The 23,511-nt window shown below is 43.4% G+C and carries 18 protein-coding genes, 1 tRNA gene and 2 pseudogenes; 5 read left to right on the top strand and 16 right to left on the bottom strand.

From position 1 onward, the window contains the following. Both pstA and VA249_RS02695 read right to left on the bottom strand, forming a co-directional pair. A pseudogene (pstA, locus tag VA249_RS02700) lies at window positions 1-1,377 on the bottom strand (phosphate ABC transporter permease PstA); the annotation flags it as partial. Between the two features lie 324 nt (window positions 1,378-1,701). Beyond that, window positions 1,702-3,906: an ABC transporter permease subunit gene (locus VA249_RS02695; protein ID WP_221068775.1), complete on the bottom strand. Its 2,205-nt coding sequence runs from the start codon at window positions 3,904-3,906 to the stop codon at window positions 1,702-1,704. A gap of 207 nt (window positions 3,907-4,113) precedes the next feature. On the opposite strand from VA249_RS02695, the gene ppk1 reads away from it, so the two are divergent. Together ppk1 and ppx are read left to right on the top strand one after the other, a co-directional pair. Further along, complete coding sequence (gene ppk1 / locus VA249_RS02690; protein ID WP_221068773.1) at window positions 4,114-6,204, top strand: polyphosphate kinase 1; 2,091 nt, start codon at window positions 4,114-4,116, stop codon at window positions 6,202-6,204. Further along, window positions 6,188-7,692, top strand: a pseudogene (gene ppx / locus VA249_RS02685) (exopolyphosphatase). Before ppk1 ends, ppx begins: the two are co-directional and overlap by 17 nt. Window positions 7,693-7,707: 15 nt before the next feature. On the opposite strand, the gene VA249_RS02680 reads toward ppx, so the two are convergent. The 3 genes from VA249_RS02680 to phoB are packed head-to-tail and all read right to left on the bottom strand — an operon-like array spanning window position 7,708 to window position 10,704. Next, the gene (locus VA249_RS02680) at window positions 7,708-8,676 is read right to left on the bottom strand and encodes a PstS family phosphate ABC transporter substrate-binding protein (protein WP_221068771.1); all 969 of its coding nucleotides are present in this window, start codon (window positions 8,674-8,676) and stop codon (window positions 7,708-7,710) included. Next, window positions 8,673-9,974 (bottom strand): phosphate regulon sensor histidine kinase PhoR, encoded by a 1,302-nt coding sequence (gene phoR, locus VA249_RS02675; RefSeq protein ID WP_221068769.1) that lies wholly within the window; start codon window positions 9,972-9,974, stop codon window positions 8,673-8,675. Before phoR ends, VA249_RS02680 begins: the two co-directional genes overlap by 4 nt. Window positions 9,975-10,014: 40 nt before the next feature. After that, on the bottom strand, window positions 10,015-10,704 hold the full coding sequence (gene phoB / locus VA249_RS02670) for a phosphate regulon transcriptional regulator PhoB (protein ID WP_128811575.1): 690 nt from the start codon (window positions 10,702-10,704) through the stop codon (window positions 10,015-10,017). Window positions 10,705-10,927: 223 nt separating this feature from the next. Between phoB and rdgC the strand changes: the two genes are divergently transcribed. The 3 genes from rdgC to VA249_RS02655 all read left to right on the top strand — a co-directional run bounded on the left by rdgC (window position 10,928) and on the right by VA249_RS02655 (window position 13,664). Continuing rightward, on the top strand, window positions 10,928-11,842 hold the full coding sequence (rdgC, locus tag VA249_RS02665; protein ID WP_221068767.1) for a recombination-associated protein RdgC: 915 nt from the start codon (window positions 10,928-10,930) through the stop codon (window positions 11,840-11,842). Between the two features lie 164 nt (window positions 11,843-12,006). Further along, the gene (gene trhP / locus VA249_RS02660) at window positions 12,007-13,407 is read left to right on the top strand and encodes a prephenate-dependent tRNA uridine(34) hydroxylase TrhP (protein WP_221068765.1); all 1,401 of its coding nucleotides are present in this window, start codon (window positions 12,007-12,009) and stop codon (window positions 13,405-13,407) included. Window positions 13,408-13,409: 2 nt separating this feature from the next. Then, window positions 13,410-13,664: a YfhL family 4Fe-4S dicluster ferredoxin gene (locus tag VA249_RS02655; RefSeq protein WP_221068763.1), complete on the top strand. Its 255-nt coding sequence runs from the start codon at window positions 13,410-13,412 to the stop codon at window positions 13,662-13,664. Between the two features lie 40 nt (window positions 13,665-13,704). On the opposite strand, the gene VA249_RS02650 is transcribed toward VA249_RS02655, so the two are convergent. The 11 genes from VA249_RS02650 to VA249_RS24010 all read right to left on the bottom strand — a co-directional run bounded on the left by VA249_RS02650 (window position 13,705) and on the right by VA249_RS24010 (window position 23,460). Continuing rightward, window positions 13,705-14,013 carry a hypothetical protein gene (locus tag VA249_RS02650; RefSeq protein WP_128811580.1) on the bottom strand — a complete coding sequence of 103 codons (309 nt, stop codon included), beginning with the start codon at window positions 14,011-14,013 and terminating at the stop codon, window positions 13,705-13,707. A 288-nt stretch (window positions 14,014-14,301) separates the two neighbouring features. Beyond that, window positions 14,302-15,141, bottom strand: coding sequence for a penicillin-insensitive murein endopeptidase (gene mepA / locus VA249_RS02645; protein ID WP_221068761.1), 840 nt, complete (start codon window positions 15,139-15,141; stop codon window positions 14,302-14,304). 12 nt (window positions 15,142-15,153) lie between these two features. Then, window positions 15,154-15,486, bottom strand: a complete 333-nt coding sequence (locus VA249_RS02640; protein WP_221068760.1) for a DUF1904 domain-containing protein — start codon at window positions 15,484-15,486, stop codon at window positions 15,154-15,156. Window positions 15,487-15,726: 240 nt separating this feature from the next. Next, complete coding sequence (locus tag VA249_RS02635) at window positions 15,727-17,163, bottom strand: IS1182 family transposase (RefSeq protein WP_221067583.1); 1,437 nt, start codon at window positions 17,161-17,163, stop codon at window positions 15,727-15,729. A gap of 107 nt (window positions 17,164-17,270) precedes the next feature. Continuing rightward, window positions 17,271-17,359: transfer RNA gene (locus VA249_RS02630), tRNA-Ser, on the bottom strand. Window positions 17,360-17,683: 324 nt separating this feature from the next. After that, a complete protein-coding gene (locus tag VA249_RS02625) occupies window positions 17,684-18,802 on the bottom strand; it encodes a hypothetical protein (protein ID WP_221068751.1) in 1,119 nt (372 codons plus the stop codon). Next, window positions 18,799-19,488 carry a hypothetical protein gene (locus tag VA249_RS02620; RefSeq protein ID WP_221068749.1) on the bottom strand — a complete coding sequence of 230 codons (690 nt, stop codon included), beginning with the start codon at window positions 19,486-19,488 and terminating at the stop codon, window positions 18,799-18,801. Before VA249_RS02620 ends, VA249_RS02625 begins: the two co-directional genes overlap by 4 nt. Window positions 19,489-19,501: 13 nt before the next feature. Continuing rightward, window positions 19,502-20,161, bottom strand: a complete 660-nt coding sequence (locus VA249_RS02615) for a hypothetical protein (protein ID WP_221068747.1) — start codon at window positions 20,159-20,161, stop codon at window positions 19,502-19,504. 17 nt (window positions 20,162-20,178) lie between these two features. Beyond that, on the bottom strand, window positions 20,179-20,430 hold the full coding sequence (locus VA249_RS02610) for a hypothetical protein (RefSeq protein ID WP_221068745.1): 252 nt from the start codon (window positions 20,428-20,430) through the stop codon (window positions 20,179-20,181). A gap of 511 nt (window positions 20,431-20,941) precedes the next feature. Further along, window positions 20,942-21,991: a hypothetical protein gene (locus VA249_RS24015; protein WP_225927096.1), complete on the bottom strand. Its 1,050-nt coding sequence runs from the start codon at window positions 21,989-21,991 to the stop codon at window positions 20,942-20,944. Further along, complete coding sequence (locus VA249_RS24010; RefSeq protein ID WP_225927095.1) at window positions 21,988-23,460, bottom strand: DNA polymerase; 1,473 nt, start codon at window positions 23,458-23,460, stop codon at window positions 21,988-21,990. Before VA249_RS24010 ends, VA249_RS24015 begins: the two co-directional genes overlap by 4 nt. Between the last annotated feature and the right edge of the window lie 51 nt (window positions 23,461-23,511).

Raw genomic sequence — 23,511 nt, 5'->3', positions numbered from 1 at the left:
TTAATCTTGTCCCAACGTTCTGTACTTCTCGCGTAGATTATTTCGAATGCTAATTGCCGTTAAGTTTAGCCCGACAATCACGGTCACGAGTAGGAATGAAGTTGCGTAAACCAAAGGTCTCGCCGCTTCGATGTTCGAGGTCTGAAAGCCGACATCATAGATATGAAAACCTAAATGCATGAATTTTCTTTCTAGATGCACATAAGGGAATTGCCCATCAACGGGTAAACTAGAGGCCAGCTTCACTACTCCCACCAGCATCAATGGTGCCACCTCGCCTGCCGCACGCGCAATCGCCAAGATTAAACCGGTAATAATGGCAGGGGTCGCCATAGGCAAAACCACACGCCATAAGGTTTCAAACTGTGTAGCGCCTAACGCAAGTGAACCATGTCGCACTGAGTTAGGAATACGGGTCAGACCTTCTTCTGTCGTGACGATAACAACAGGCAATGTCAATACAGCAAGCGTCAATGCAGACCAAAGCAAACCTGGCGTACCAAAAGTTGGGGCAGGTAATCGTTCTGCGTAAAATACGTTATCGATTGAGGCTCCGATCGTATAAACAAAGAAGCCGAGACCAAACACGCCATAAACAATCGATGGAACACCTGCAAGGTTTATAACCGCAATTCGAATAATTCGGGTCAACGCGTTATTTTTAGCGTATTCATGCAAATAAATGGCAGCCACAACACCAAGGGGCATGACGATTATCGACATGATGATCACCAAAAAAACAGTGCCAAATATCGCGGGAAATACCCCACCTTCAGAGTTAGATTCGCGAGGATCTTCTGATAAGAACTTCCAAACTTGTTTTCCCCAATGTGCCACTTTCTCTGGCAATGACATGCTATTTGGATACCAATAGTCCAAAATGTCTTTCAAGGGTATGCCGACTTGTTTCCCCATCATATCTTCAACGATTAGAGCGTAATCAGACATCCCTAACCGCAGACCATCAAGTTGGACATCAAGCTCAGCCAACTCTTGTTCGAGTGCATTTTTCTGTTTGCTATTATCAGCTAAAAATTCGTCAGTGATCGTGTTGTTTAGCTCATGCTTACGTTTAGCGAGACGCAATTGCTCCAGCTGCCAGCCCAGATCTTTCACTTGATCATCCACCAGCATATCAATCTCACGGCGCAATCTTTCCGCATCTTCCAGTTTGTTGTTCAACAAATCCTGGATGTTATTTTCGTAGCGTGTTTGTCCATCTTGAAACGCGACAATTTTGCCAAAGAAGTAGCCGCCACTGCTGCGCTCAATCACCACCCACTCGCTTGGCGTAGTAGGTTCATCCAACTGCATTTTTAGTACGGAAATAAAATCGGCAGGATACAGCTCTCGATTGGCAATTTTAATGTTGAGTCGCGTGGCAAACTCTTCATCATCGGCCAGTTTATTTCGAGCATCTTCTGGTAAATAGCTCTTAGGTACAAAACTACGCTCATAGATTTGACCAACGAGTATTGAGTTTTTATCCAGCACTTCGCCTTGCACAGGGGTGAGCGCTGCAACATTCCATTGATACAAGGGTGCAGGCCAAAAATAAGTCAGACCTTTCCAACCAATTAACAACAACAAACCTAAAACTGAGAGCAAGCTGATACTTACCGCCCCCCCCGTCAGCCAAATCCAAGGTGCGCCAGAACGAATCCAATTTAACACGTGCCCACTCACTCTCTCTTTAAATCATTACAACGCACGATATTTATCCCTAAGTCGTTGACGTACCCACTCAGCCAACGCATTCACCGCGAAAGTGAAGACAAACAAAATCAATGCAGAGAGGAACAATAATCGATAATGTGAGCTTCCCACTTCAGATTCAGGTAGCTCTACCGCTATCGTTGCCGACAAACTTCGCAACCCCTCTAATATATTCCAATCCATTAATGGTGTGTTGCCTGTCGCCATTAGTACAATCATGGTCTCTCCCACCGCGCGCCCCAATCCCATCATTATGGCGGAGAAAATACCAGGGCTCGCCGTTAACAAAACCACATAAATCAAGGTTTGCCAAGGTGTCGCTCCCAGCGCAAGGGAGCCATCTGACAAATGCTTAGGCACGGAGAAAATCGCATCTTCTGCAATAGTAAAAATCGTCGGTATGACGGCAAACCCCATCGCAAGGCCAACCACAAGCGCGTTACGCTGATCAAAACCAATGCCATGATCGGTAAGAAAGAGTCGGATATCACCGCCAAAAAAGTGCTGTTCAAGCGTCGGAGAAACCCATATTCCCAGAACGATAAGTAGCAATAGAACAGGCATTAATACCAACGCATGCCAACCATTAGGAAGCTGATTTCGCAGCCTCTGAGGAAGTAGCGCCCACAACGCACCAATAACCATGGTACTTAAAGGCAATACGAACAATAACACCACCACCGTAATTAGGTGATCTTCAACAATCGGGGCAAACCAGAGCCCAGCAAGAAAACCTATGATAACGGTAGGTAGCGCTTCCATCAGCTCAATGGATGGTTTAACGACTCTGCGCATCCGCGGCGACATAAAATACGCGGTGTATATTGCCCCCAATACGGCAAGTGGCACTGAAAACAGCATCGCGAACATCGCCGCTTTAATGGTGCCAAATGCGATGGGAACAAGACTGAATTTTGCTTCGAAGTTATCACTTGCCGACGTCGATTGCCACACGAACTCCGGTTCGGGATAGCCCTCGTACCACACTTTTTGCCACAAGGAAGACAATGAGATTTCTGGGTAAGGATTATCGACCTCAGTAACACTTAACTCGTTATTTTGCCACGTAATCAAATAGCGTTCGTTATTCGACATTGCCGCAATAGCTGGAGCCTGATGAAACGCTCGTTCAAACAGAACTAACTTTTCACTTGTCGTGTAGTGACTTTGTAATGTGCCGTTGGTGTAAAAACTATAAAAGCCTTTGCGATGGGAGTCAGGAAGCAGATACTTCACCTCCGACGCTAATTTGAAATCGCGAATATGGGTTAACTTTCGCTGATCACCTTGCAACGTATCAAACCACTGCGACACTTTACCGTCATTGTGAGTCACCAAAAGTGAATACGCACCGGCTAAAAGATCCATGGTTCTCACAGAGTGCTTTTGGTCCCCCTCAGTTAAATCAACCACTTCTCGAACAGCAAACTTATCCGACTGCTTAACCAAAACAATAAGCTCTGAGCCCGCACGTAAATACAAGGTTTGTCCATCAGGTGTAAGCAACATTTGTTCAGGTTTATCAAACGCCGATGAAAAAGCAAACTCCACAACAGTTGGAGACATCCCCAATCCCTGCATCTCTTGCCATCGCGCTTTAAGCAAACCACTCTGCGTTTGCCATACTAACGTCAAAGCGTCCATATTCGCACTAAAGGCAAATAAGGTCACAGGATCGTGCTTGTCGGTTAGCTGCATATTCATACTTGATTGCAGATCGATAATCTCTGGAGGGCGAGTATTTTCTCGTAAGGTTGCGTTAAATTCCGGCTTGAAGATGTGGGCTTGTCCATTCCCGTCCACCAAACCATACCACCCAAGCCCTGGCGCGGAGTGGGAAAAAGCAACAGGATTTTTTGCCACTTGCTGTTCATACAACGCGGGCTTATTAGGGTCATCTAAAGATAAAAAGCGGAGTTGGCCATCTGAGGTCAATTCAAAAGCAATTTGAGAGTAATCATCAACAGAAATTGCGAGGGGCTTCCCAAAATAAGTCGCGCGAGAAGCATAGTTGGTTTCGATCTCTGCATCAGAAAACAGAGGAATGATCACCATAGCAAGGTAAACAAAGATCAACACAAGTGCGGCGAGAACACCGATGCCACCTGAGGTCACTGCAAATCGGACTAAACGATCTTTGAACAATCGTTTCTTATCTTTTTCCTGCAATGAAAACTCGGCCTGTGCCATTGATCTCTCTACCCTTTTTGACTTAGTACTAGAATATGTCGTTAAGATGACAATTATATTACAGATCACATTAAACAACTGAAAAGAATACAACTCTTATGCAATATGTAGAATGAAATAAATCTGTAACGAAAATCTCATAATGTTCACATTTGTCTTTTTTCCATCGTGAGCATGGAATGCTTCACTTTTAGATTAGGTAGGATTATGAGCTCAGAGAAACTCTATATAGAAAAAGAACTTAGTTGGCTATCTTTTAATGAACGAGTTCTGCAAGAGGCCGCAGACAAAACAGTCCCCTTAATTGAGCGCATTCGATTTCTCGGCATCTTTTCTAATAATCTAGATGAGTTCTACAAGGTAAGATTTGCCGACGTAAAGCGTCGAATTTTGATCAACCAAGAGCGCGGGGTCACTGATAACTCCAAACACCTACTAAGTAAGATGCAAACCAAGGCTCTGAAACTTAATGAGCAGTTTGATGAACTCTACGGCGATCTAATTCGTGAAATGGCACGGCGCCGGATCTTTTTAGTCAATGAAGCACAACTCGATGATGCTCAAAAACGTTGGATAACAAAATATTTTCGTAATGATGTCATGCCGCACATCACGCCTTTACTCATGAAAGATGACATTGATGTCTTACAGTTTCTCAAAGATGAATACGCTTATATCGCCGTAGATCTAAAAAAAGGCGAGCAATCGCAATACGCTCTAATAGAAATCCCTACTGACCACTTACCTCGCTTTGTCATGGTGCCTGAGCAAAAGGGCAAGCGCCGAAAAACGATCATCTTGCTCGATAATATTATTCGATACTGCTTAGATGAGCTTTTTAAAGGCTTTTTCGATTACGATGAACTCAACGGCTACGCGATGAAAATGACTCGAGACGCCGATTACGATCTGCGACAAGAAATAGAATACAGCTTACTTGAACAAATGTCAGAAGGCGTAAGTCAACGTCTCACTGCAATGCCAGTTCGGTTTGTCTATGAGCGTGATATGCCACAAGAGATGCTCGACTTTTTATGCAACAAGCTCAAAATATCTCATTACGACAGCTTAATTCCTGGTAGTCGCTATCATAACTTTAAAGATTTCATTGGCTTTCCTAATGTTGGCCGAGATTACTTAGAAAACAAGCCCCTCCCTCCGATGAAATGCGCCGACTTTGAGGGTTACCCCAACAGCTTTGATGCAATTCGAGCCAAGGACATTCTACTGTATTACCCGTATCACACGTTTGATCACATATCAGAACTCGTACGCCAAGCCTCTTTTGATCCCAAAGTGCTGAGTATAAAGATCAACATCTATCGGGTAGCAAAAGATTCACGTTTGATGCACTCATTGATTGATGCTGTTCACAACGGAAAGAACGTTACCGTTGTGGTCGAGCTCCAAGCCCGCTTCGATGAAGAAGCCAATATTGAATGGTCCAAAGTTCTTACCGATGCTGGAGTCCACGTCGTCTTCGGCGCGCCTGGCCTTAAAATACACTCCAAACTATTGCTTATTAGTCGACGTGAGGATGGGGATATCATTCGATATGCGCATATTGGTACAGGTAACTTCCATGAGAAGACCGCGCGTATCTATACCGACTTCGCTCTTTTAACCGCCGATCAAGACATAACCAATGAAGTTCGCAATGTCTTTGGCTACATTGAAAACCCCTATAGGCCAGTTCGATTCGAACACCTCATTGTTTCTCCAAGAAATTCTCGGAAACGAATCTACCGATTAATTGATACTGAGATAGCCAACGCGAGGATAGGAAAAAAGGCTTCACTCACCATCAAAGTCAATAATTTAGTCGACAAGGGTATCGTTAATAAACTTTATGGTGCAAGTAATGCAGGTGTAAAAATCAACATGATTATACGGGGTATGTGCTCTTTAGTGCCTGGCATTGACGGAGTAAGTGAAAACATTCGCATCATCAGTATTGTTGATCGCTTTTTAGAGCACCCTCGCGTCGTAATCACTCATAATGATGGCGATCCTCAAGTTTATATATCATCAGCAGATTGGATGACTCGCAATATCGATCATCGTATTGAGGTCACGGCACCAGTTCGAGACCCTCGCTTGAAACAAAGAATTATCGATATCATCAACATCCACTTTACTGACACGGTAAAAGCTCGATTGATAGATAAAGAGATGAGTAACACTTACATTCCTCGCGGTAACCGTAAAAAAGTTCGCTCACAAATCGCTATCTACGACTATCTTAAAAATATAGAAAAACAAGTAAGAAAACAAAAACACGATGCCTCAGAGACTTGAACAAGATGTACGTCATATCGCAGCCATTGATTTAGGCTCAAACAGCTTTCATATGGTAGTTGCTAAAGTGGTGGGGAGTGATTTACAACTCGTCAGTCGCCACAAACAGCGCGTCCGTTTGGCTGCGGGCCTCGATGATGAATTGAATCTTAGCCATGCGGCGATGGAGCGAGGATTAGAATGCCTAGCGATGTTTGCAGAGCGTTTACAAGGGTTTGAAGCCGAGAATGTTAGAGTGGCTGCAACTCACACACTTCGTCGAGCTAACAACGCACACGTATTCATTCAGCGAGCGAAAGATGCGTTACCTTTTCCCATTGAAATCATTGCTGGTGAAGAAGAAGCTCGCCTTATCTATCTTGGTGTAGCCCATACTCAAGTCGAATCCAACTCAAAGTTAGTGGTAGATATTGGCGGTGGCAGTACGGAGATGATCATTGGCCACGAGTTTGAACCTGAGTTGCTCAACAGTAAGCAAATGGGATGCGTCAGCTTCAACGAACAGTTTTTCAGCAACGGAAAACTATCGCGTAAGAACTTCAACAAAGCGATGCTAGCGGCCGAGCAAAAACTCGAATCCATTGCAAACAAATACAAGAAAAAAGGCTGGGATATTGCCCTAGGTTCATCCGGCACAATAAAAGCCATTCGAGAAGTCCTGATTGGCCTTGGCTATGAAGATGGCTTAATCACGAATAAGCGATTAACAAAGTTAATCGAGCACCTTTGTGAATTTGACTCAATAGATGATATTGATTTAGCAGGTCTTACCGATGATCGTAAACCTGTGTTTGCTGCCGGTGTTGCGATTTTGTCAGCCATATTCCAATCATTAAAAATCAATCAAATGTTCTTTTCTGATGGTGCATTGAGAGAAGGTTTACTCTATGAGATGGAAGAGCGTTTTGCGCGTTCAGACATTCGCATGCGCACAACAGAAAATCTCGCTAAAAAGCACCTTGTTGATATTGAACACGCAGCACGAGTGAAAGGCCATGCACGCGAAATGCTATGTAACGTCCGTTCAGAACTTGGCATTAAGAAAAAAGTGAACTGTTCGATTTGCTAGAATGGGCCGCACTTTTGCATGAAGTTGGTTTAAGTATTAGTTTGCGCGGCTTCCATCGCCACTCGTTTTATATTCTACTGCACTCCAATTTACCTGGCTTCAATCGGGAGCAACAATTACTCCTAGCCACACTCGCTCGTTTTCAACGAAAATCGTTAAAGCTCAATGAATTGCCGGAATTCAACCTCTACAAGCAAACTGACATCATCAATTTAATTAAAGTTTTACGCCTTTCTATTGTCGTCAATGGTCAACGCAGTGAAGAACCGCTGCCAGAGTTAACCCTGAGTGTATTAGACGATGAGTGGCGACTTACTTGCTCTGAGGATAATTGGTTGGAACAAAATAAGTTACTAGGAGCAGACCTAGAAGAGGAACAGCTTCGTTGGAATAACGTAGGATGGCAATTAACATTCTAATTGAAGAAAGTCGGCTTATAAGCCGACTTTCTTCAACTCATATGCCGCTAAATCTGCAGTAATAGGTACGTAACCATCTTTTGCAACCAAAGCTTGCCCTTGTGATGAGAATATAAAACGAATGAACTCAGATTCTATCGGGCTTAATGGATAGTCTGGATGTTTATTAATATATACATAAAGATAACGTGATAGTGGGTACTTACCTGTCACGATATTTTTTCGCGTAGGGCTAATATAGTGCTCCCCTGATTTCGCGATTGGCACTAAACGAACACCAGCAACACGATAACCCACACCTGAGTAACCGACTCCACTGATCGTCGATGCCACTGATTGAACAACTGAGGCCGAGCCGGGTTGTTCATTTACACGTGTTTTAAAATCACCACCACACAATGCATTACTTTTAAAGTAACCATAAGTACCAGAAACAGAATTGCGCCCAAAGAGCTGCAAGTTACGTTTCGCCCACTCTGTTTTAATGCCCAATTGGCGCCAGTTTGTGATGAACTCACTCTCGCCACAACGTAGCGTTGCAGAAAACATCGCGTCCAACTGATTGAAATTGAGTCCCTCAATCGGGTTGTCTTGATGCACAAAAATACCAATGGCATCAATAGCAACTCTTAAAGCCGTTGGTTTATAGCCGTGAACTCGTTCAAATGCTTCAATTTCACGCAAACGCATTGAACGACTCATAGGACCAAATTGAGCGGTTTGTTCTGTCAGAGCAGGTGGGGCAGTCGATGAGCCTGATGCTTGAACTTGGGCGTTAATATTAGGATAAATGGATTTGAACTCCTCCACCCAAAGCGTCGTCATCCCAGCCAAAGTATCTGACCCAACAGACAATAAGTTACCGGCTATACCCGTTGTTTTTTGGTAGTTCGGTAATGGCTTCGTATCCTGTGCTAACGCTGCACTCGAGCATAGCAAAGTAGCCAACATTACAGATTTAAATCGCATGCTGACAGCACTCATTTTTTTACCACCAAACGGCTTGGTAGAACGAACGAAAACTTACTACCAACGCCAACTTCACTGTGGATATCTAAATGAGAGTCATGATGGCTTAGCGCATGTTTTACAATAGCGAGGCCAAGGCCACTCCCCCCTGTATCGCGAGAACGTGCTTTATCTACACGATAAAAACGTTCCGTCAATCGATGCAAGTGTTGCGGTTCAATCCCATCTCCGCTGTCTTCTACCTCAAGACAAGCGCCTTGAGCCGTTTGGTACCAACGTACATTAATATGAGCACCTGGCGGCGTGTATTTTACTGCGTTGTATACCAAGTTAGAGATCGCACTGCGTAATTGATCGTCATCACCAAGAACATGTAAGGTAGAATCAACATCAAATGTCAATTGATGCTGATCATCGCCACTCAAGCTGTTCGCTTCTTTCTCAAGTATTTCCAGCATACTTGGTACGTTAACTTCATCTTCCAATTCATGCATTGGTGCTGCTTCGATCTTCGACAACGTCAAAAGCTGATTAACCAAACTGTTCATGCGATTAAGCTGCTCTGTCATCACACCATGCGCTTTCGTCCACATTGGGCCAACAATCATGTCCGGATCTTCCGTCATCTCGAGATAACCTTGCAAAACCGTCATTGGTGTTCGTAGCTCGTGAGAAACGTTAGCAAAGAAGTTTCGACGCATTCCTTCCAGCTGCTTAAGCTGACTGACATCACGCACGACCATCAAGTGCTCACCCTCTGTGTAAGGTACGATACGCAGCTCTAACATTCGTTCTACGTTGAGCGGCGAGCGCATCTCTAGCGGTTCAGAAAAATCTTGTTTACTGATGTACTTGATGAAGTCTGGAGTACGAATAAGATTGGAAATAGGTTGTCCAGAGTCTTCCGGCCAATGAAAACCCAAAAGGTGTTGTGCCAGTTTGTTACACCATACGATGTTGCCTTCAGCGCGAAATACCACCACTGCATCGGGTAGTGATTCTGCACCATTGCGGAAACGACGGATTAAGTTAGTGAGCTCTTTGCGTTTGCGACGCTGACGCTGCTGCAAACGATATAAACCGTTAAACAGAGATTCCCAATTGCCGCTACCCGATGGTGGAGTCAGACGCTTCTCATCCCATAACCAAGCAGATAAACGAACTTGATTATGCAAGTGCCACACAAGCTGCAAAGCCGTGGCAGCTAAAAGCAACCACGGCATATAACCAAATATCCAACCTATAATCACCCAAGGGGTGTAAAAAAAAGCCAGCTCCCAGGCCAGCTTTTTCCACGTTAATCTTTCAACCACTCATTACTCCGGAAATGGTATTGATAAGCTGCTTACGACCTTATGCTTTCGTTGAAAAACGGTAACCCGCACCGCGCACCGTTTGAATCAATTTGTCATGATCAGCGGCTTCAAGCGCTTTGCGTAAGCGACGAATATGCACATCGACCGTTCGATCTTCAACGTACACATTAGTACCCCATACGTTATTTAATAGCTGCTCACGGCTGTAAACACGTTCTTGATGTGTCATGAAGAAGTGCAGCATTTTGAATTCTGTTGGCCCCATATCGACTGGCTCATCATTCGCTGTAACACGGTGAGAAACCGGGTCCAATTTCAAGCCTTGTACATCAATCACATCTTCGAGTGCTGTCGGAGTCACACGGCGAATAACCGCTTTAAGACGTGCGACCAATTCTTTTGGCGAAAAAGGTTTCGTGATGTAATCATCTGCGCCCACTTCTAAGCCACGCACTTTATCTTCTTCTTCACCACGTGCGGTTAACATTACAACTGGAATATTACGAGTTAACTCTTCACGTTTCATGTGTTTGATAAAATTGATACCACTACCACCTGGTAGCATCCAATCCAGCAAGACTAAATCAGGGAAGGGTTCAGCCAGTTTGGTTACCGCAGTATCATAATCTTCTGCTTCGACTGCTTGATAACCTTTCTGTTCAAGCACGAAGCACAGCATTTCGCGAATCGGAGCTTCGTCTTCAACAACTAGAATCCTTCTAGACATAATTGAATAACCTTATGTTAGTTTAGCTAATGAATTTAAGGACAAAGCGCCCCTCTATGCATAAACATTATTACCACCAATTATGACACTTTTGTGACCTTTGAAAACAAATTTTCATATAACTTTCTTTTGGGGTTCATTCTGATATTTTGCATTTCTATTAGGACATCGACACCAAAATTCCCTATTATTAGCACCTCCTCATCAAGCCTAGAGAAGATTTATGTGGTTTAAAAACTTGTTGGTATACCGTGTTAACCGAGAGGTTAATTTCAACGCTGAGCAACTGGAGACTCAACTAGCAGAGTTTCGATTCACCCCTTGTGGCAGCCAAGATAAACAAAAATTTGGTTGGGTTAGCGCAATGGGAAGACATGGCGACATGATGACTCACGTTTCCGAAAACCGCATTCTGATTTGTGCTAAGAAAGAAGAGAAAATGCTGCCAGCATCTGTGATTAAAGAGTCACTGAATGCCAAAGTTGATGCGATGGAAGCGCAAGAAGGTCGTCCTCTTAAGAAGAAAGAAAAAGACAACCTAAAAGATGACATCGTAATGGATCTTCTTCCACGAGCATTTAGCCGCAGCAGCCATACTTACGTTTTGATCATGCCAAAAGAAGGCTTCATCCTAGTAGATGCGAGCAGCTACAAAAAAGCAGAAGACGTATTGGCACTACTACGCAAGACAATGGGCAGCTTGCCAGTTGTTCCTGCCATCCCTGAAGTTGCGATCGAGACAACTCTGACTGAATGGGTGAAAACGGGCAACACGCCACAAGGCATTTCTATGATGGACGAAGCTGAGCTTAAGTCTGTGCTGGAAGAAGGCGGTGTGATTCGTTGTAAGAAACAGGAACTGACAACGGATGAAATTCGCAATCATATCGCTGCAGACAAAGTGGTGACTAAGCTAGCCCTGAACTGGCAAGACCGTATTGAGTTCATTATGGCTGAAGACTCTGGCATCAAACGCCTTAAATTCTCAGATGAACTAAAAGATCAAAACGATGATATTCCACGTGAAGATCAAGCCGCTCGTTTTGATGCTGATTTCTCTCTAATGTGCGGTGAGTTCAGTGCATTCCTGCCAAATCTATACGATGCGTTAGGCGGATTACCGAACCCTAACGCTTAGTTTAGAGTAAAATTTGTACACAACGCCCTCCCTAGATGGAGGGCGTTTTTTATACAATTCATAATTCTCCTAGTCACTCATCACATTTTGACGTAAAATTTGCGCCCCATTTCCATAAGGTGGAATTGGCCTGACTTGTGATCAGATACTAAGAGAATTGAGCAATGACAACAGAGAAAGCATTCGTACCAGAGCTACTGTCCCCTGCTGGTAGCCTTAAAAACATGCGTTACGCATTCGCCTATGGCGCTGATGCAGTTTACGCGGGTCAACCACGTTACAGCCTGCGAGTACGTAACAACGAGTTCAACCACGAGAACCTACAAATCGGTATCAACGAAGCGCATGCCCTAGGCAAAAAGCTTTACGTGGTATGCAACATTCAACCGCACAACTCTAAGCTTAAAACTTTCATTCGCGACCTTAAGCCTGTAGTAGAAATGGGCCCAGACGCACTTATCATGTCTGATCCAGGTCTTATCATGATGGTTCGCGAAGCGTTCCCAGAAATGCCAATTCACCTGTCTGTGCAGGCGAACGCAGTAAACTGGGCAACTGTGAAGTTCTGGGCTGCGAATGGTGTTGAGCGTGTGATCGTTTCTCGTGAACTTTCTCTAGAAGAAATCGAAGAAATTCGCGAGCACTGTCCTGAAACTGAACTAGAAGTTTTCGTTCACGGTGCTCTATGCATGGCTTACTCAGGTCGCTGCCTACTGTCTGGTTACATCAACAAACGTGACCCTAACCAAGGTACTTGCACTAACGCATGCCGTTGGGAATACAAAGTAGAAGAAGGCAAAGAAAACGACGCTGGTCAAATTGTTGAAGCATTCGATCCAAACGAAGCTCAAGCAATCGAAGTTGCTGACGAACGCCCTGAAACCACTATCGGTCGCGGTAAACCAACTGACGAAGTGGTATTGCTTTCTGAAAGTCACCGTCCAGAAGAAAAAATGGCGGCATTTGAAGATGAGCACGGCACTTACATCATGAACTCGAAAGACCTGCGTGCAATCCAGCACGTAGAACGACTAACTAAAATGGGTGTTCACTCTCTTAAAATTGAAGGTCGTACTAAGTCTTTCTACTACTGTGCTCGTACAGCTCAGGTTTACCGTAAGGCGATTGATGATGCCGTTGCTGGCAAGCCTTTCGATGAAAGCCTAATGGGTACGCTAGAAAGCCTAGCTCACCGTGGCTACACAGAAGGTTTCCTACGTCGTCACACTCACGACAGTTACCAAAACTATGATTACGGTTACTCAGTATCTGATGCTCAGCAATTTGTTGGTGAGTTCACTGGTAAACGTCGCGGTGATTTAGCTGAAGTTGAAGTTAAGAACAAGTTTGTAGTGGGTGACAGCCTTGAGCTAATGACACCAAAAGGCAACGTGATCTTCACACTAGAAGCGATGGAAAACCGAAAGTCAGAATCAATTGAAGACGCAAAAGGTAACGGCCACTTTGTATTTATTCCAGTTCCTCAAGATATGGATCTAGAGTACGGCCTACTAATGCGTAACCTAAACGCTGGTCAGGACACACGTAACCCAACGGGTAAGTAATCATGGCGTTACTTATTACAGATAAATGCATTAACTGCGACATGTGCGACCCGGAATGCCCAAATGGTGCAATCAGCATGGGCGACAGTATTTTCGAAATTGATCCTGCATTGTGTACTGAATGTAAAGGACACTACGAAAAACCAACCTGTCAGTCAGTCTGTCCAATAACAAAATGCATTATCACTGACCCAAATCATGTAGAAACAGAAGATCAATTGCTTGAGAAGTTTGTGATTATTCAAGGGTTAGCATAATTTAAAAAGGTTCAACTTTGACTCAAAGTTGAACCTTTTTTTAACCCGATTTTTCAATAGGATAGATATTGCAAAATAGCTCTTTTTCAAAGTGATACTCTAACCTTTCCCGCCAATTCTCTGCCTGAGAAACAGGAACAAGATAAAAATTTTCACGGCTTGTATCTGTAACGAAAGCCATCCCGTATTGCATTAGTTCGTAATGCACATCATTAACAAAGCCGGGATCAAGGCGCTGACGGCCAGTAAGATGATTGACATCTTCTCGAGTCAGTAGAACCCCTTTCGTATCACTGCTAAATCTGTGTCTTAACCACTCCGCAAACTCTTTTGCACAAATCATAGTCATGGTTTTGTCCTTGATTAAGTCTTCAATGGGCGAATTCACAAGCCCGTCTGCGTACATCTATCCATGTTGTTACGTATCCCTTATCATCAGACATATAGTTGAAAAAGGAAATTGTAATGAAAGCTCCCAAAGCAGAGTTATCGCAATTTCAGCTAAATACAAATTTAAGCTGGTACTATTCAATGTAGCCAAAAGTATGATGTTTCTCCAGTTTCATAAAAGAAACACATATGCGAGCTATCTTTCAGCATTAAACATTAAACATTAAACATTAAACATTAAACAAAATCATCGCATTGATATCAAAGGCTGACATTGTGCAGGTATGACCTTTCTCTTTTTCTGTTTTACTTTATTTGTCTTCCTCTTATTTGTACTAGGCTCTAAAACTGCTTTGGGCTTCCAACTCGCTAACTCAGCCCCACAGCCATCCCCTTGAGGTGGAAGAGCTTGATTCACACAATTTAAACTAGATTCAGGACACACTAATCGCACATGAAAGTGATAATGGTGCCCCCACCACGGACGGACCTTACGTAGCCAAGAACGGTCATTATTCGGAGCTTCTTTACACAATTGTTCTTTGATCACAGGATGAACAAAGATACGTGCGACATCAGTGCTTTGTGCCGCATAACGAATAATATCAAAGTGCCGATCTTCCCAGCGATGTTCCAAAATTTGATAATTTTTTAGGTCAACAACGCTCATTGGTGTCGGAAGCTGAAGCTCATTATAAGAAAGAGGCTTATCGGCCAAACGTAACCAAATATCAATATCTAATCCCGTTTGATGGCTAGAGTGCCCAGAGGAAAATCGCCCACCACGCGCAAGAGACAAGTCACCAATAAGCAATGTAGTGTCGAGCTCTTGTTGTACTTTTTGGGATAATTTTTCGATAAACAGGATGGAATGCGGATGCCCATAGTATCGTTTCGTTTTACTACGTAATACTTGATAACCAACGCCATCTAGAGGGAGAGGCTGAGCCCCATCTAAACAGCCATTTGCATAGCTACCTATCGATGAGGAGATATTATTTGTGGGACCAGGAACCTGCTCCCACGGAGTTGCATTTATTGAAACTGAGAATATTGCACTTAAACAAAAAAAGAGTCCCAGCTTCATATCACCTATTCCTTAGTAATGCTCACCATTATCATAGTAGCCATTAGGAGAAAGTGCAGTGAAAATTACCGCGACATTAATATCTTCACCAACCACAGATCGAACTTGGTTTGTAATGATTTTTGCTACTTTATCTTGAGTTTCTTGGCCACGGTCAAACCATAGCACCTCAACAAACGGATAAGCACCACTCACTTCACCCTCGCTAAAAAACGTACTGTAAATGTATTCGAACGTAAAGTCTTCACGTGGGGAGTTCATTAGAGGTTCTAATTCGTCAATAAGAGGCTTTGATAGCGCTTGAACCATTTGAGGCTCTACCGCACGAAATCGTAAATGTGGCATAAGATCACTTCCTAATTATTGGTTTTCGCTACGGATCATAACAGGAAGCGGAGTTCTAATCATCTTAAGTAATGATTGAGGCCATCTGAAAGATTTTTAGATATATACTAAAAAATACAAATGTTGAAATGCAAAAAAGCCTCAGCATTTCTGCTGAGGCTCAGATTGATGACGAACCCCGCTTTTTAAGCGGGGTTCTTTTTTGGAAGCGACCGTAGGTCGCGATCGCGATATTTTTTGTTATATCGTGCGCAGAAGTTTCCATTCATTACATAGGCATACAGAAGCAAGTATTTGCCTTATTTCTGCCATGTTTAAGCCCATTTTTCGTAGATAACTCATCACCAACGCTATCTTCTTGATGTTTTGAGCTGCTGCTGCCAACCAACATTGCATTTGCACATTGGCTAGACCTCGAAAGCGAGCATAACGATGACCATGATGTTGCTTGGCGTCTGCGAAGCTCCGTTCTACGGTTTCACTTCGACGTCGATAAGTCTTTTTTCCGTAGGAAGAGAGCCGCATTTGATTTGCTCTCTCTACTGCATCGCTATAGATATGCCGAGCAATCACTTTCTTCATGTTTTTGCTTTGAGTGCAGTCATTCCTCATTGGACAGAACGCACACTCTTTGGGGTCTGAATGGTATTCTCGGTAGGCATCACGTGATGTGGTTTTATAAAGCAACTCCTGACCATTCGGGCATTGGTAGCTGTCTCTTTGTGCGTCGTAAGTAAAGTGTTTCTTTTTGAATGTATTTTTCGTTCTCGATGGGCGTCGATAACCGAACACGCCAAGAATACCTCGACGTTCAAGTGACTCCGCCACTGGGGCGGTAAAGTAGCCTGCATCCAGTCCAACAGCTATCGGGTTCAATTGGAATGTGGCAAGCGTGTAATCTAAGCGTTGAACGTAAGGTTGTGAGTCATTGATGTTACCTGCAGTGGTATAGGTATCGAGGATAATTCCGTGTTGACCATCAACGGTTCTATGGTCGAGATAGAAGAAGCCTTGTGGCTTATTATCACGAGTCATGAAGCCACTCTCTGGGTCAGTAGTACTGGTTTTAGTATTCTTTGTTTTTGACTCTGATCCGCGAGCCTTAAGCGGCTTCTTGCCCGCTATTTCTCGGTCTAACGTGACGTCTTCATCCAGCATATCAAGATAGGCACTCGCGCGAACCGCCGTGACTTTATTGGTGTGTTTATTCTTGTTGGCGTTCGCTTTGAGATGAGTACTGTCCGTAAAGAGCTCTTGACCCGCGACCAAACCTTTCGATATGGCTTGCTCTACGATATTAATAAAAATACGTTCGAATACATCCGTGCCATTAAAGCGACGAATGCGGTTTTGGCTGAGAGTAGATGCGTGAATGACTTTCTCTGTTAATGACATCCGTAAGAACCAACGGTAAGCGACATTCACTTCAATTTCTTTAACGAGCTGACGCTCACTTTTTATGCCAAAGATGTAGCCAAGTAAGATGATTTTGAAGAGACGAACAGGGTCAACAGGTGGACGCCCATTATCTTTACAATAAAGATGAGCGACTTCATCACGAATGAATTCAAAGTCGATAGCATTATCGATTTTACGCACTAAATGGTCTTTAGGAACCAACTGTTCCATCGTTACCATTTCCAGTTCGTATTGTTGCGGAGTCGGTTCTTGAAGCATGTCGGAGTATCCATATTTCGATACCCCTATTAGATCAAAGGTCTAGCTTGAAAGCTAGACCTTTGTCAGCAGTCTGAGCCTCAGCATTTCTGCTGAGGCTTTGAAGATGGCAGGGGTGGAGAGATTCGAACTCCCAACACGCGGATTTGGAATCCATGGGTTACGCTCTATAAAGATATAACCGAATACCACCCTTGGTTATGTTGGCTTGTACCGTATGGAGATTTCGCAAGCTAATGCACTGCAATGCGCTCACCACGGCATTTCATCGACAAGTCGTATCGAGAATCACTAGCCAACTTGCACCACGTCTAGGCTTAGAGTTAAATTTCCGACTATGAATGTAGCAATGGTACATTGCGGCAATTCCACCAGCGATTAGCGAAACCATCCCACCGACAATCTTCCAACACATTCAGCAGACAATGACACTCAGGTAATCACTCATAGTCGTCGCGCTGCACTCCTATCATTATCAGGGTTTGAAATTGAACAAAATCCATCTACCAAAATAAAAAATTTAAGCAAGACCATTGACCATAGTAAACATCTCATTTCTGCTTTCCTCTACTTTGAGAGAAAGTATTTCATCAATACGATTCAATCTTGCTTCTTTTTTCAGACCAAACAAATCCATTTTATCAAGCAGGTACATTGTAAGTGTGGTTAATACAGCGGTTAGTACGGATGAAATGATAATCGACCATGGTTCACCGATATTGATAGAATTGAGCCAAGTTTCGATTCCAATGCTGGCAAAAATGGTGAGTGAACTGGCAGCGAGTTTGAGCAGTGCATCGCCTTTTTCTGCCATGGTTTTGTTGCTATCCATCAGCACTGGGCCGATTTGCATGAGGATTTTAACCCCTTCTTTGATCATCCGAACAATATTTTTGAATACGCCCACAAAGCAATTGACTATGCCTTCCAATAGCATGGAAATAAATTTTTTGATGAATGAGAACATGCCATCTTTCAGCGAAGTTCCAGCCTGAGCAAGAATGTGTTTTTTCATTCTGTTCATACGAATGGACAGTGCAGATTTAAATGACTTGGCATTGACACCTTTTTCGATACCCTGCACAAAACAATCTTTTAGCTCATAATACAAGGGTTTAATCATGAAGATAATGATGTCACCGAGTGATTGATTTGCCGCAGCACCTCTGGCGTCTTTTGCCATTCTATAACGAACTTCTTTTCTTTCTTGGAGCTTTTTTTCTACGTACTTTTGTTTGTTCTTATCGTTTATTTTTTTACCTTGGTTTGACTGAAGGAGTTCATACTCATCTTCGGCATTTTTTTTGATTGTTGAGTCTGCTGAAAATAAATTTTTTAGTACGGCATTGTTCGTTTTTGAATCTATTTCTTTCTGTGCTTCACTCATTTTGTTCGCCATGTTTTGTCTAATTACCAATTCCTCATCGGTAAGATCGCGAACCTTATTACCCTTTTTATTTACAATGTATCCTTTGTCAATTTCTTCTCTGAGATGAGCCTCAGTCTTGTCTGATTTACCAATTTCTTTGCCGCGATTGTTTTCGAAGCTAGTGGCGACCAGATTTTCTTCGGAGTTAATTATCTCTTTTATATCTGCGTCGGTAAGCGCTTTGTTTTTTTTCAGGTTATTACAGATCACTGCACACGGTACAGCGTGATCGATTTCCGTCCTTTGGCTAGACTTATCAACCCCTTTAGCATGAGCACCGCTTTCATAAATTTCTTTGCTACCATCATAGCCATCGGTGGCAATTTGCCCCCATTAAAATGATCTTGATGAGCTTTACTCATTTTAGAACTATCACGCATGTTCATTGCGATCGAATCATCGTGATAAACTAATTTCCCCTTGTTATATTGAGCTCTACTAGCATGCTCCTTGATATATTCTTGTTCATTCAAATACTCGGTATAGCTATCGAGCATCGGAGCATGAACATTGGGGTTGTCGTAACTGAATGATTTACACTCACTATACAATCGAGTCGCAGTGATCCCCTGTTTTGTCCCTACCTTAAAAGCTCGCATCGTTCCATCTAACAAGCTTAAAAAGACGGGTTCCAAAATATGATCGAGCGAATCTATGTTGTCATCAAAAGATTTGAATAACGCTTGCACCTCTTCACGTGAAACAGAAACGTCCACGTTCTGTATGCGCTGAGAATACTCTTGAGACATATCGGCAAAAGCCAGAGTGCTTTGGTCAATATCACCATCTAAATGTCGATTGGTATCGACATTGTTGGGTACAGGACGTATATGCGAACTTTTTCCAAGTTGACGTAGTTTTGCTCTTCTTGCTTTTAGTTTGTGTAAATCATCCATAACAATCTCAACCTTAAGCCGCTAAACTGTTCCAAGCTTCAATGAACTCTTCTTCATGAGTGTTTTGCTCGTCATCAGCCCATATCACCATATGTACGATCTTATCAAAGATGACGATATGTTCAGGATTGTTGAAGTTATTCTTTTCAATCATTTGCCACACGGTGTTGAGATTCGGCGGATTGTTAAACCAAGCATCCAATCGCTGTAGTGTTGCCTTCGATAAAACGTTTTCTTTGCCTAGACCTGCAACGAGTTCGACAAGTTCTGCACGCTCGTCACCACAAATTTCGTGGTCAGCATTTGCAGCACAAATGCCTACTGCGAACGCCGTGAGCAAGAAGCTTTCCCTCACTTCAATATCACGTAAAATCACAGCTAGTTCATCACGCAGCTTCTCAAGTGCAATAGCATTTTCTGCATCAGATTCTTGCTTGCCTTGTTGTCGAGCTTGTTGAAGATTTTTCTGCTGCTTATCTTTACTTCTCGAATCCAAAGCGGCACCTGCGGCTGCTCCAGCAACACCAGCTCCGGCAGCTACAGCTCCTGCACCAGCTAGCGAGCTAGCAAGTGTTGCTGCGCCTAAAATTGAACCACCACCAGTAAAAGGCGCTGCTGCAATCGCACCTACACCAATCACCGCACCACCAATTACCTTTTTCCAGAATCCCATCTAAATGCCCTCAAATTTTAGCTATTTTGAACCATGAATGTTATTGTATCTTGGTCATAACCGCGTCGTTTAAGCTCTCCGCTAGCTGCACCTGCTTTCAAGGGTGTTCTGCTTCGTTCACGCTTTATAACGGAAACAAGCTGATCATCTGACATATCTTCACATTGCTCTCGGTATTGCTTACTACGCTCAAGAGCATCGCCACCTTGTTTAACGACTTCTTTTCCAATAGTGCTAGCAGCTTTTCCAACCGTATCCCAAAATCCCATTACTAACCTCCAAAACACAAATATTTGATAGTTGAAATACCAGTTCAACTTGAAAGTGCGAAGTTCAATATCTGTAAGTTATTCATGATTCCTATAAGAATTGATACTGGTATTTTGTCGAGAACATATAAGAAAACAATTGCACTGAATGTGATGTAACTTCAAAATCAGACTCACTCAAGCTCAACCGCTCACAATTTAACCGTACACCTCCTGTTTCTGACTTCCAAAAGTGAATTAAACGTATACCTATGAATCTTACCCATCAATTGCAAGATCGCTGACAAGATAATACATACCAAGCCGCTAGATGAATTTCAGAACCAGTTATAGCAAGCAATAGGAACATTGCTGCAATTGTTCACCAGCATGAGTAGAACCATCACGGGGGCAATATCTCCACTACAACAGCAAGGAATGACAGCAATCGTTCCACTACATTGCTACTACCTATTATGAAATAGAAAGCCAGATCCCTTACGAAATCAGGCTTTCATTCGTTTACTGCATACTAAGCAACAAGTTTTTCAGTACATTTAAGATTGTACTCTTCAAGCATCAATACCGCTTCATCAACCTCGTCAGGGTGAAGCACCAAGGTCAAATCCACCATCGGATACTTACGAGCAAACCAAGACAATAGTGGTAGCATACGAGTCGTAATTGGTAACGCTGATTCAAGCAACTTACGTCCCTTGCTATTAGCTAAGTCTTGCTTGGTGATACCCTCGATACCATCAGCATCAAACATCGCTACCATCTTGTCATAGTGGCCACGGGGAGCACGTTGCGGAGCTTCTGGCAGCCCCCATTTCCCCTGAGTGATAGCACGTAACATCTGCACTTTAAAGATGCCCTCTGAGCCATCTTCTAGGTACTTAACACCTGTACCCTTGAAGTAGCGACGAACCTTGTAGAAGTCCATCCAGTTATCCCAATCATCCATTCCCTTTAAGCAGTTATTTACACGCCATTCGTCGAAGTAAGTACGAGCGTCTAAACCCTCATCAACGGTATTCCATGGAACAGTATCGAACGATAGATGCTCTACCACTTCACCGCTAACAGGGTGACGAACTTTCACTATACGTGGGTTTATAGGGCGACGTTTAAAGTCCCATTCTAGGTTCAGCGTTTGCTCGGTGTGGATGCTAACCAAGTCCATTTCCTTTAACCACATATCACGAGCCGAAGCCAAATGACTACGTTCAATCTTCTGTTTCGGATAGCGGTCTAAAAACAACTCGACCATCCAAGCATTTTCGTTAACACCTTTCGGTGGTTTAACCCCTGCTTTAGCGCATACAGGCTTAGTGTTACCTAGTTCAGTGGTTAATTGCCCACGAGTCTTCATCGAGATAATCTGCTTTGCATGGTGCTTGAGTTGCATCATATCTTCACCGCTGACCTCTTTACAGATACGTTGAAAGCGTTTTGCCAATGGACCATCTAGACAATTTCCCAATTGCTCAGGCGTAGCATTAGTAAGAAACCCATCCGTAGTTGCACTGACGATTTGCACGTCATTATCCATCGTAAGCTTACGGATAATTTCCATCATTGTGGCCGAACAAACCCCGTCGCATGAGCAGCATAATGAGCATTGGTCACGGGTGAGTATGGAATCTTACTGCTTAATCCTGGTGAGACATCGAAACCAGACTTTTCCCGAAGTCCCTGCCCGACCTTTCCGTAAAGGGTATTCCCAATCAACTTCCAAAGTTGGTCATACAGTTCATTGCCCTCTTTTTTATACTTAGAACGTTGCTTACGGATGATCCTAGTGAATGCCTTGAACTGAGATACAGAGCCTTGTTTCCAAGGGATCACCTGACCATGAAGAATCTCAATTTCCACACCAGCATCATGAGCCAATTGCAACTCTGGAGCTGTCACGTATGTTGCCCCTTCTAATGGGTAGTAGATACCACGCAAATCAGTACGACATGGCAATAGCCCCCACTTAGTGCCCTCTGGATGCTTGAAACGAACATAAGCAAAGCCCATGGTATGACCGAGATAGTCTTCAATGTTCTTCGACTCAAATGAGTTCGGGTAATCAGCTTCGAGAATATCGACTAAAGCGGTCGTGTAGGCACCCGATAAGTCGTAATCGTTATAGTCACCTTGCTCTGTTACCCCAAAGTACGCTCCGAAGTTCGCTCCACCATAGAAGCAGTTCACGGCTAGTGCGTCGGTATACTCACGGCTCACTGTCTTGGCTATCGTGACAGATTTGCGTATTCCATTACTCTTAGCATGGTAATACTCACCCTTGCGTTTCTCGTACCCCAAGAACTCGTGCATTTCATTCACACCACCACATGTATGCTTGAACAATGACACAGCAAAGTTACCAAGTGTCGAGGGCAACTGCTTCAGTTCTAGCCCCGTATCTTCACACATATCGACTAATGCAAACCTCTGCATTTGTAAGCCATATTTCAAGGCAATTTCCGCATCACGAACGGCGTAGCGATCAAACAAGCTCTGATCTTCACAATACAGATCATCCATACGAGAGATCATACCGTCAGCCAGTGTCATCTTAGGAATGCTCACTAGCTCACCGATGTCATCAAGCGAGGCTTTACTGCTTAACAGCAATGTGTCGATAAAGCGCACCTTGGTTTCAAAGGTATTGCTCGAACCTGTATAGAACTTGGTGTTTTCAGTCTTATACTTACTGCGACCAATAGATGCTAGATCAATGCCATAAGAGCCACGGCCCGAAGTGATCGAGCCTTGAACCGCAGTAAAAGAGTTCTTATGGTTTTTACTCTTCGCACCGATACTCCAAAATTCTTCAAATGAGGCAATATCAGCCCGTAAGAAGTGAGCATAAATAAAGGTATGCTCAGGCCACTCGTCGATAAATCCACGAGCTTTTTCCTTGATTAGCAATTCCTGAATGAACTTGTCGAAATTGACCTTGTAGCCCTTGGTGCTGTTAGCTAGTTGTTTGCGCTTTAGCATTTCCTCATCTTTCATTAACCCCTGATCGCGACACTGCTTAATCAGTTTCGCCATCTCAGTATGCTTCACGCCGTTAAAGAACTTGTCACCGACCTGAACGCAGTA

The organism is Vibrio alfacsensis (genome assembly GCF_019670485.1).
Lineage (GTDB): Bacteria > Pseudomonadota > Gammaproteobacteria > Enterobacterales > Vibrionaceae > Vibrio > Vibrio alfacsensis.
Note: the sequence above shows the minus strand (reverse complement) of the source record. Positions and strands in the feature narration are given on the sequence as shown.

Excerpts from the sequence above, each read along its gene's own strand:
- phoB (WP_128811575.1), bottom strand. The coding sequence starts at position 10,704 with ATGTCTAGAAGGATTCTAGTTGTTGAAGACGAAGCTCCGATTCGCGAA.
- VA249_RS02650 (WP_128811580.1), bottom strand. The coding sequence starts at position 14,013 with ATGACTATGATTTGTGCAAAAGAGTTTGCGGAGTGGTTAAGACACAGA.
- VA249_RS02610 (WP_221068745.1), bottom strand. The coding sequence starts at position 20,430 with ATGGGATTTTGGGATACGGTTGGAAAAGCTGCTAGCACTATTGGAAAA.
- trhP (WP_221068765.1), top strand. The coding sequence starts at position 12,007 with ATGACAACAGAGAAAGCATTCGTACCAGAGCTACTGTCCCCTGCTGGT.
- VA249_RS02615 (WP_221068747.1), bottom strand. The coding sequence starts at position 20,161 with ATGGGATTCTGGAAAAAGGTAATTGGTGGTGCGGTGATTGGTGTAGGT.
- rdgC (WP_221068767.1), top strand. The coding sequence starts at position 10,928 with ATGTGGTTTAAAAACTTGTTGGTATACCGTGTTAACCGAGAGGTTAAT.
- VA249_RS24010 (WP_225927095.1), bottom strand. The coding sequence starts at position 23,460 with ATGGCGAAACTGATTAAGCAGTGTCGCGATCAGGGGTTAATGAAAGAT.
- VA249_RS02680 (WP_221068771.1), bottom strand. The coding sequence starts at position 8,676 with ATGAGTGCTGTCAGCATGCGATTTAAATCTGTAATGTTGGCTACTTTG.
- VA249_RS24015 (WP_225927096.1), bottom strand. The coding sequence starts at position 21,991 with ATGATGGAAATTATCCGTAAGCTTACGATGGATAATGACGTGCAAATC.
- VA249_RS02635 (WP_221067583.1), bottom strand. The coding sequence starts at position 17,163 with ATGCTTCAAGAACCGACTCCGCAACAATACGAACTGGAAATGGTAACG.
- VA249_RS02655 (WP_221068763.1), top strand. The coding sequence starts at position 13,410 with ATGGCGTTACTTATTACAGATAAATGCATTAACTGCGACATGTGCGAC.
- ppk1 (WP_221068773.1), top strand. The coding sequence starts at position 4,114 with ATGAGCTCAGAGAAACTCTATATAGAAAAAGAACTTAGTTGGCTATCT.
- VA249_RS02620 (WP_221068749.1), bottom strand. The coding sequence starts at position 19,488 with ATGGATGATTTACACAAACTAAAAGCAAGAAGAGCAAAACTACGTCAA.
- VA249_RS02695 (WP_221068775.1), bottom strand. The coding sequence starts at position 3,906 with ATGGCACAGGCCGAGTTTTCATTGCAGGAAAAAGATAAGAAACGATTG.
- mepA (WP_221068761.1), bottom strand. The coding sequence starts at position 15,141 with ATGAAGCTGGGACTCTTTTTTTGTTTAAGTGCAATATTCTCAGTTTCA.
- VA249_RS02640 (WP_221068760.1), bottom strand. The coding sequence starts at position 15,486 with ATGCCACATTTACGATTTCGTGCGGTAGAGCCTCAAATGGTTCAAGCG.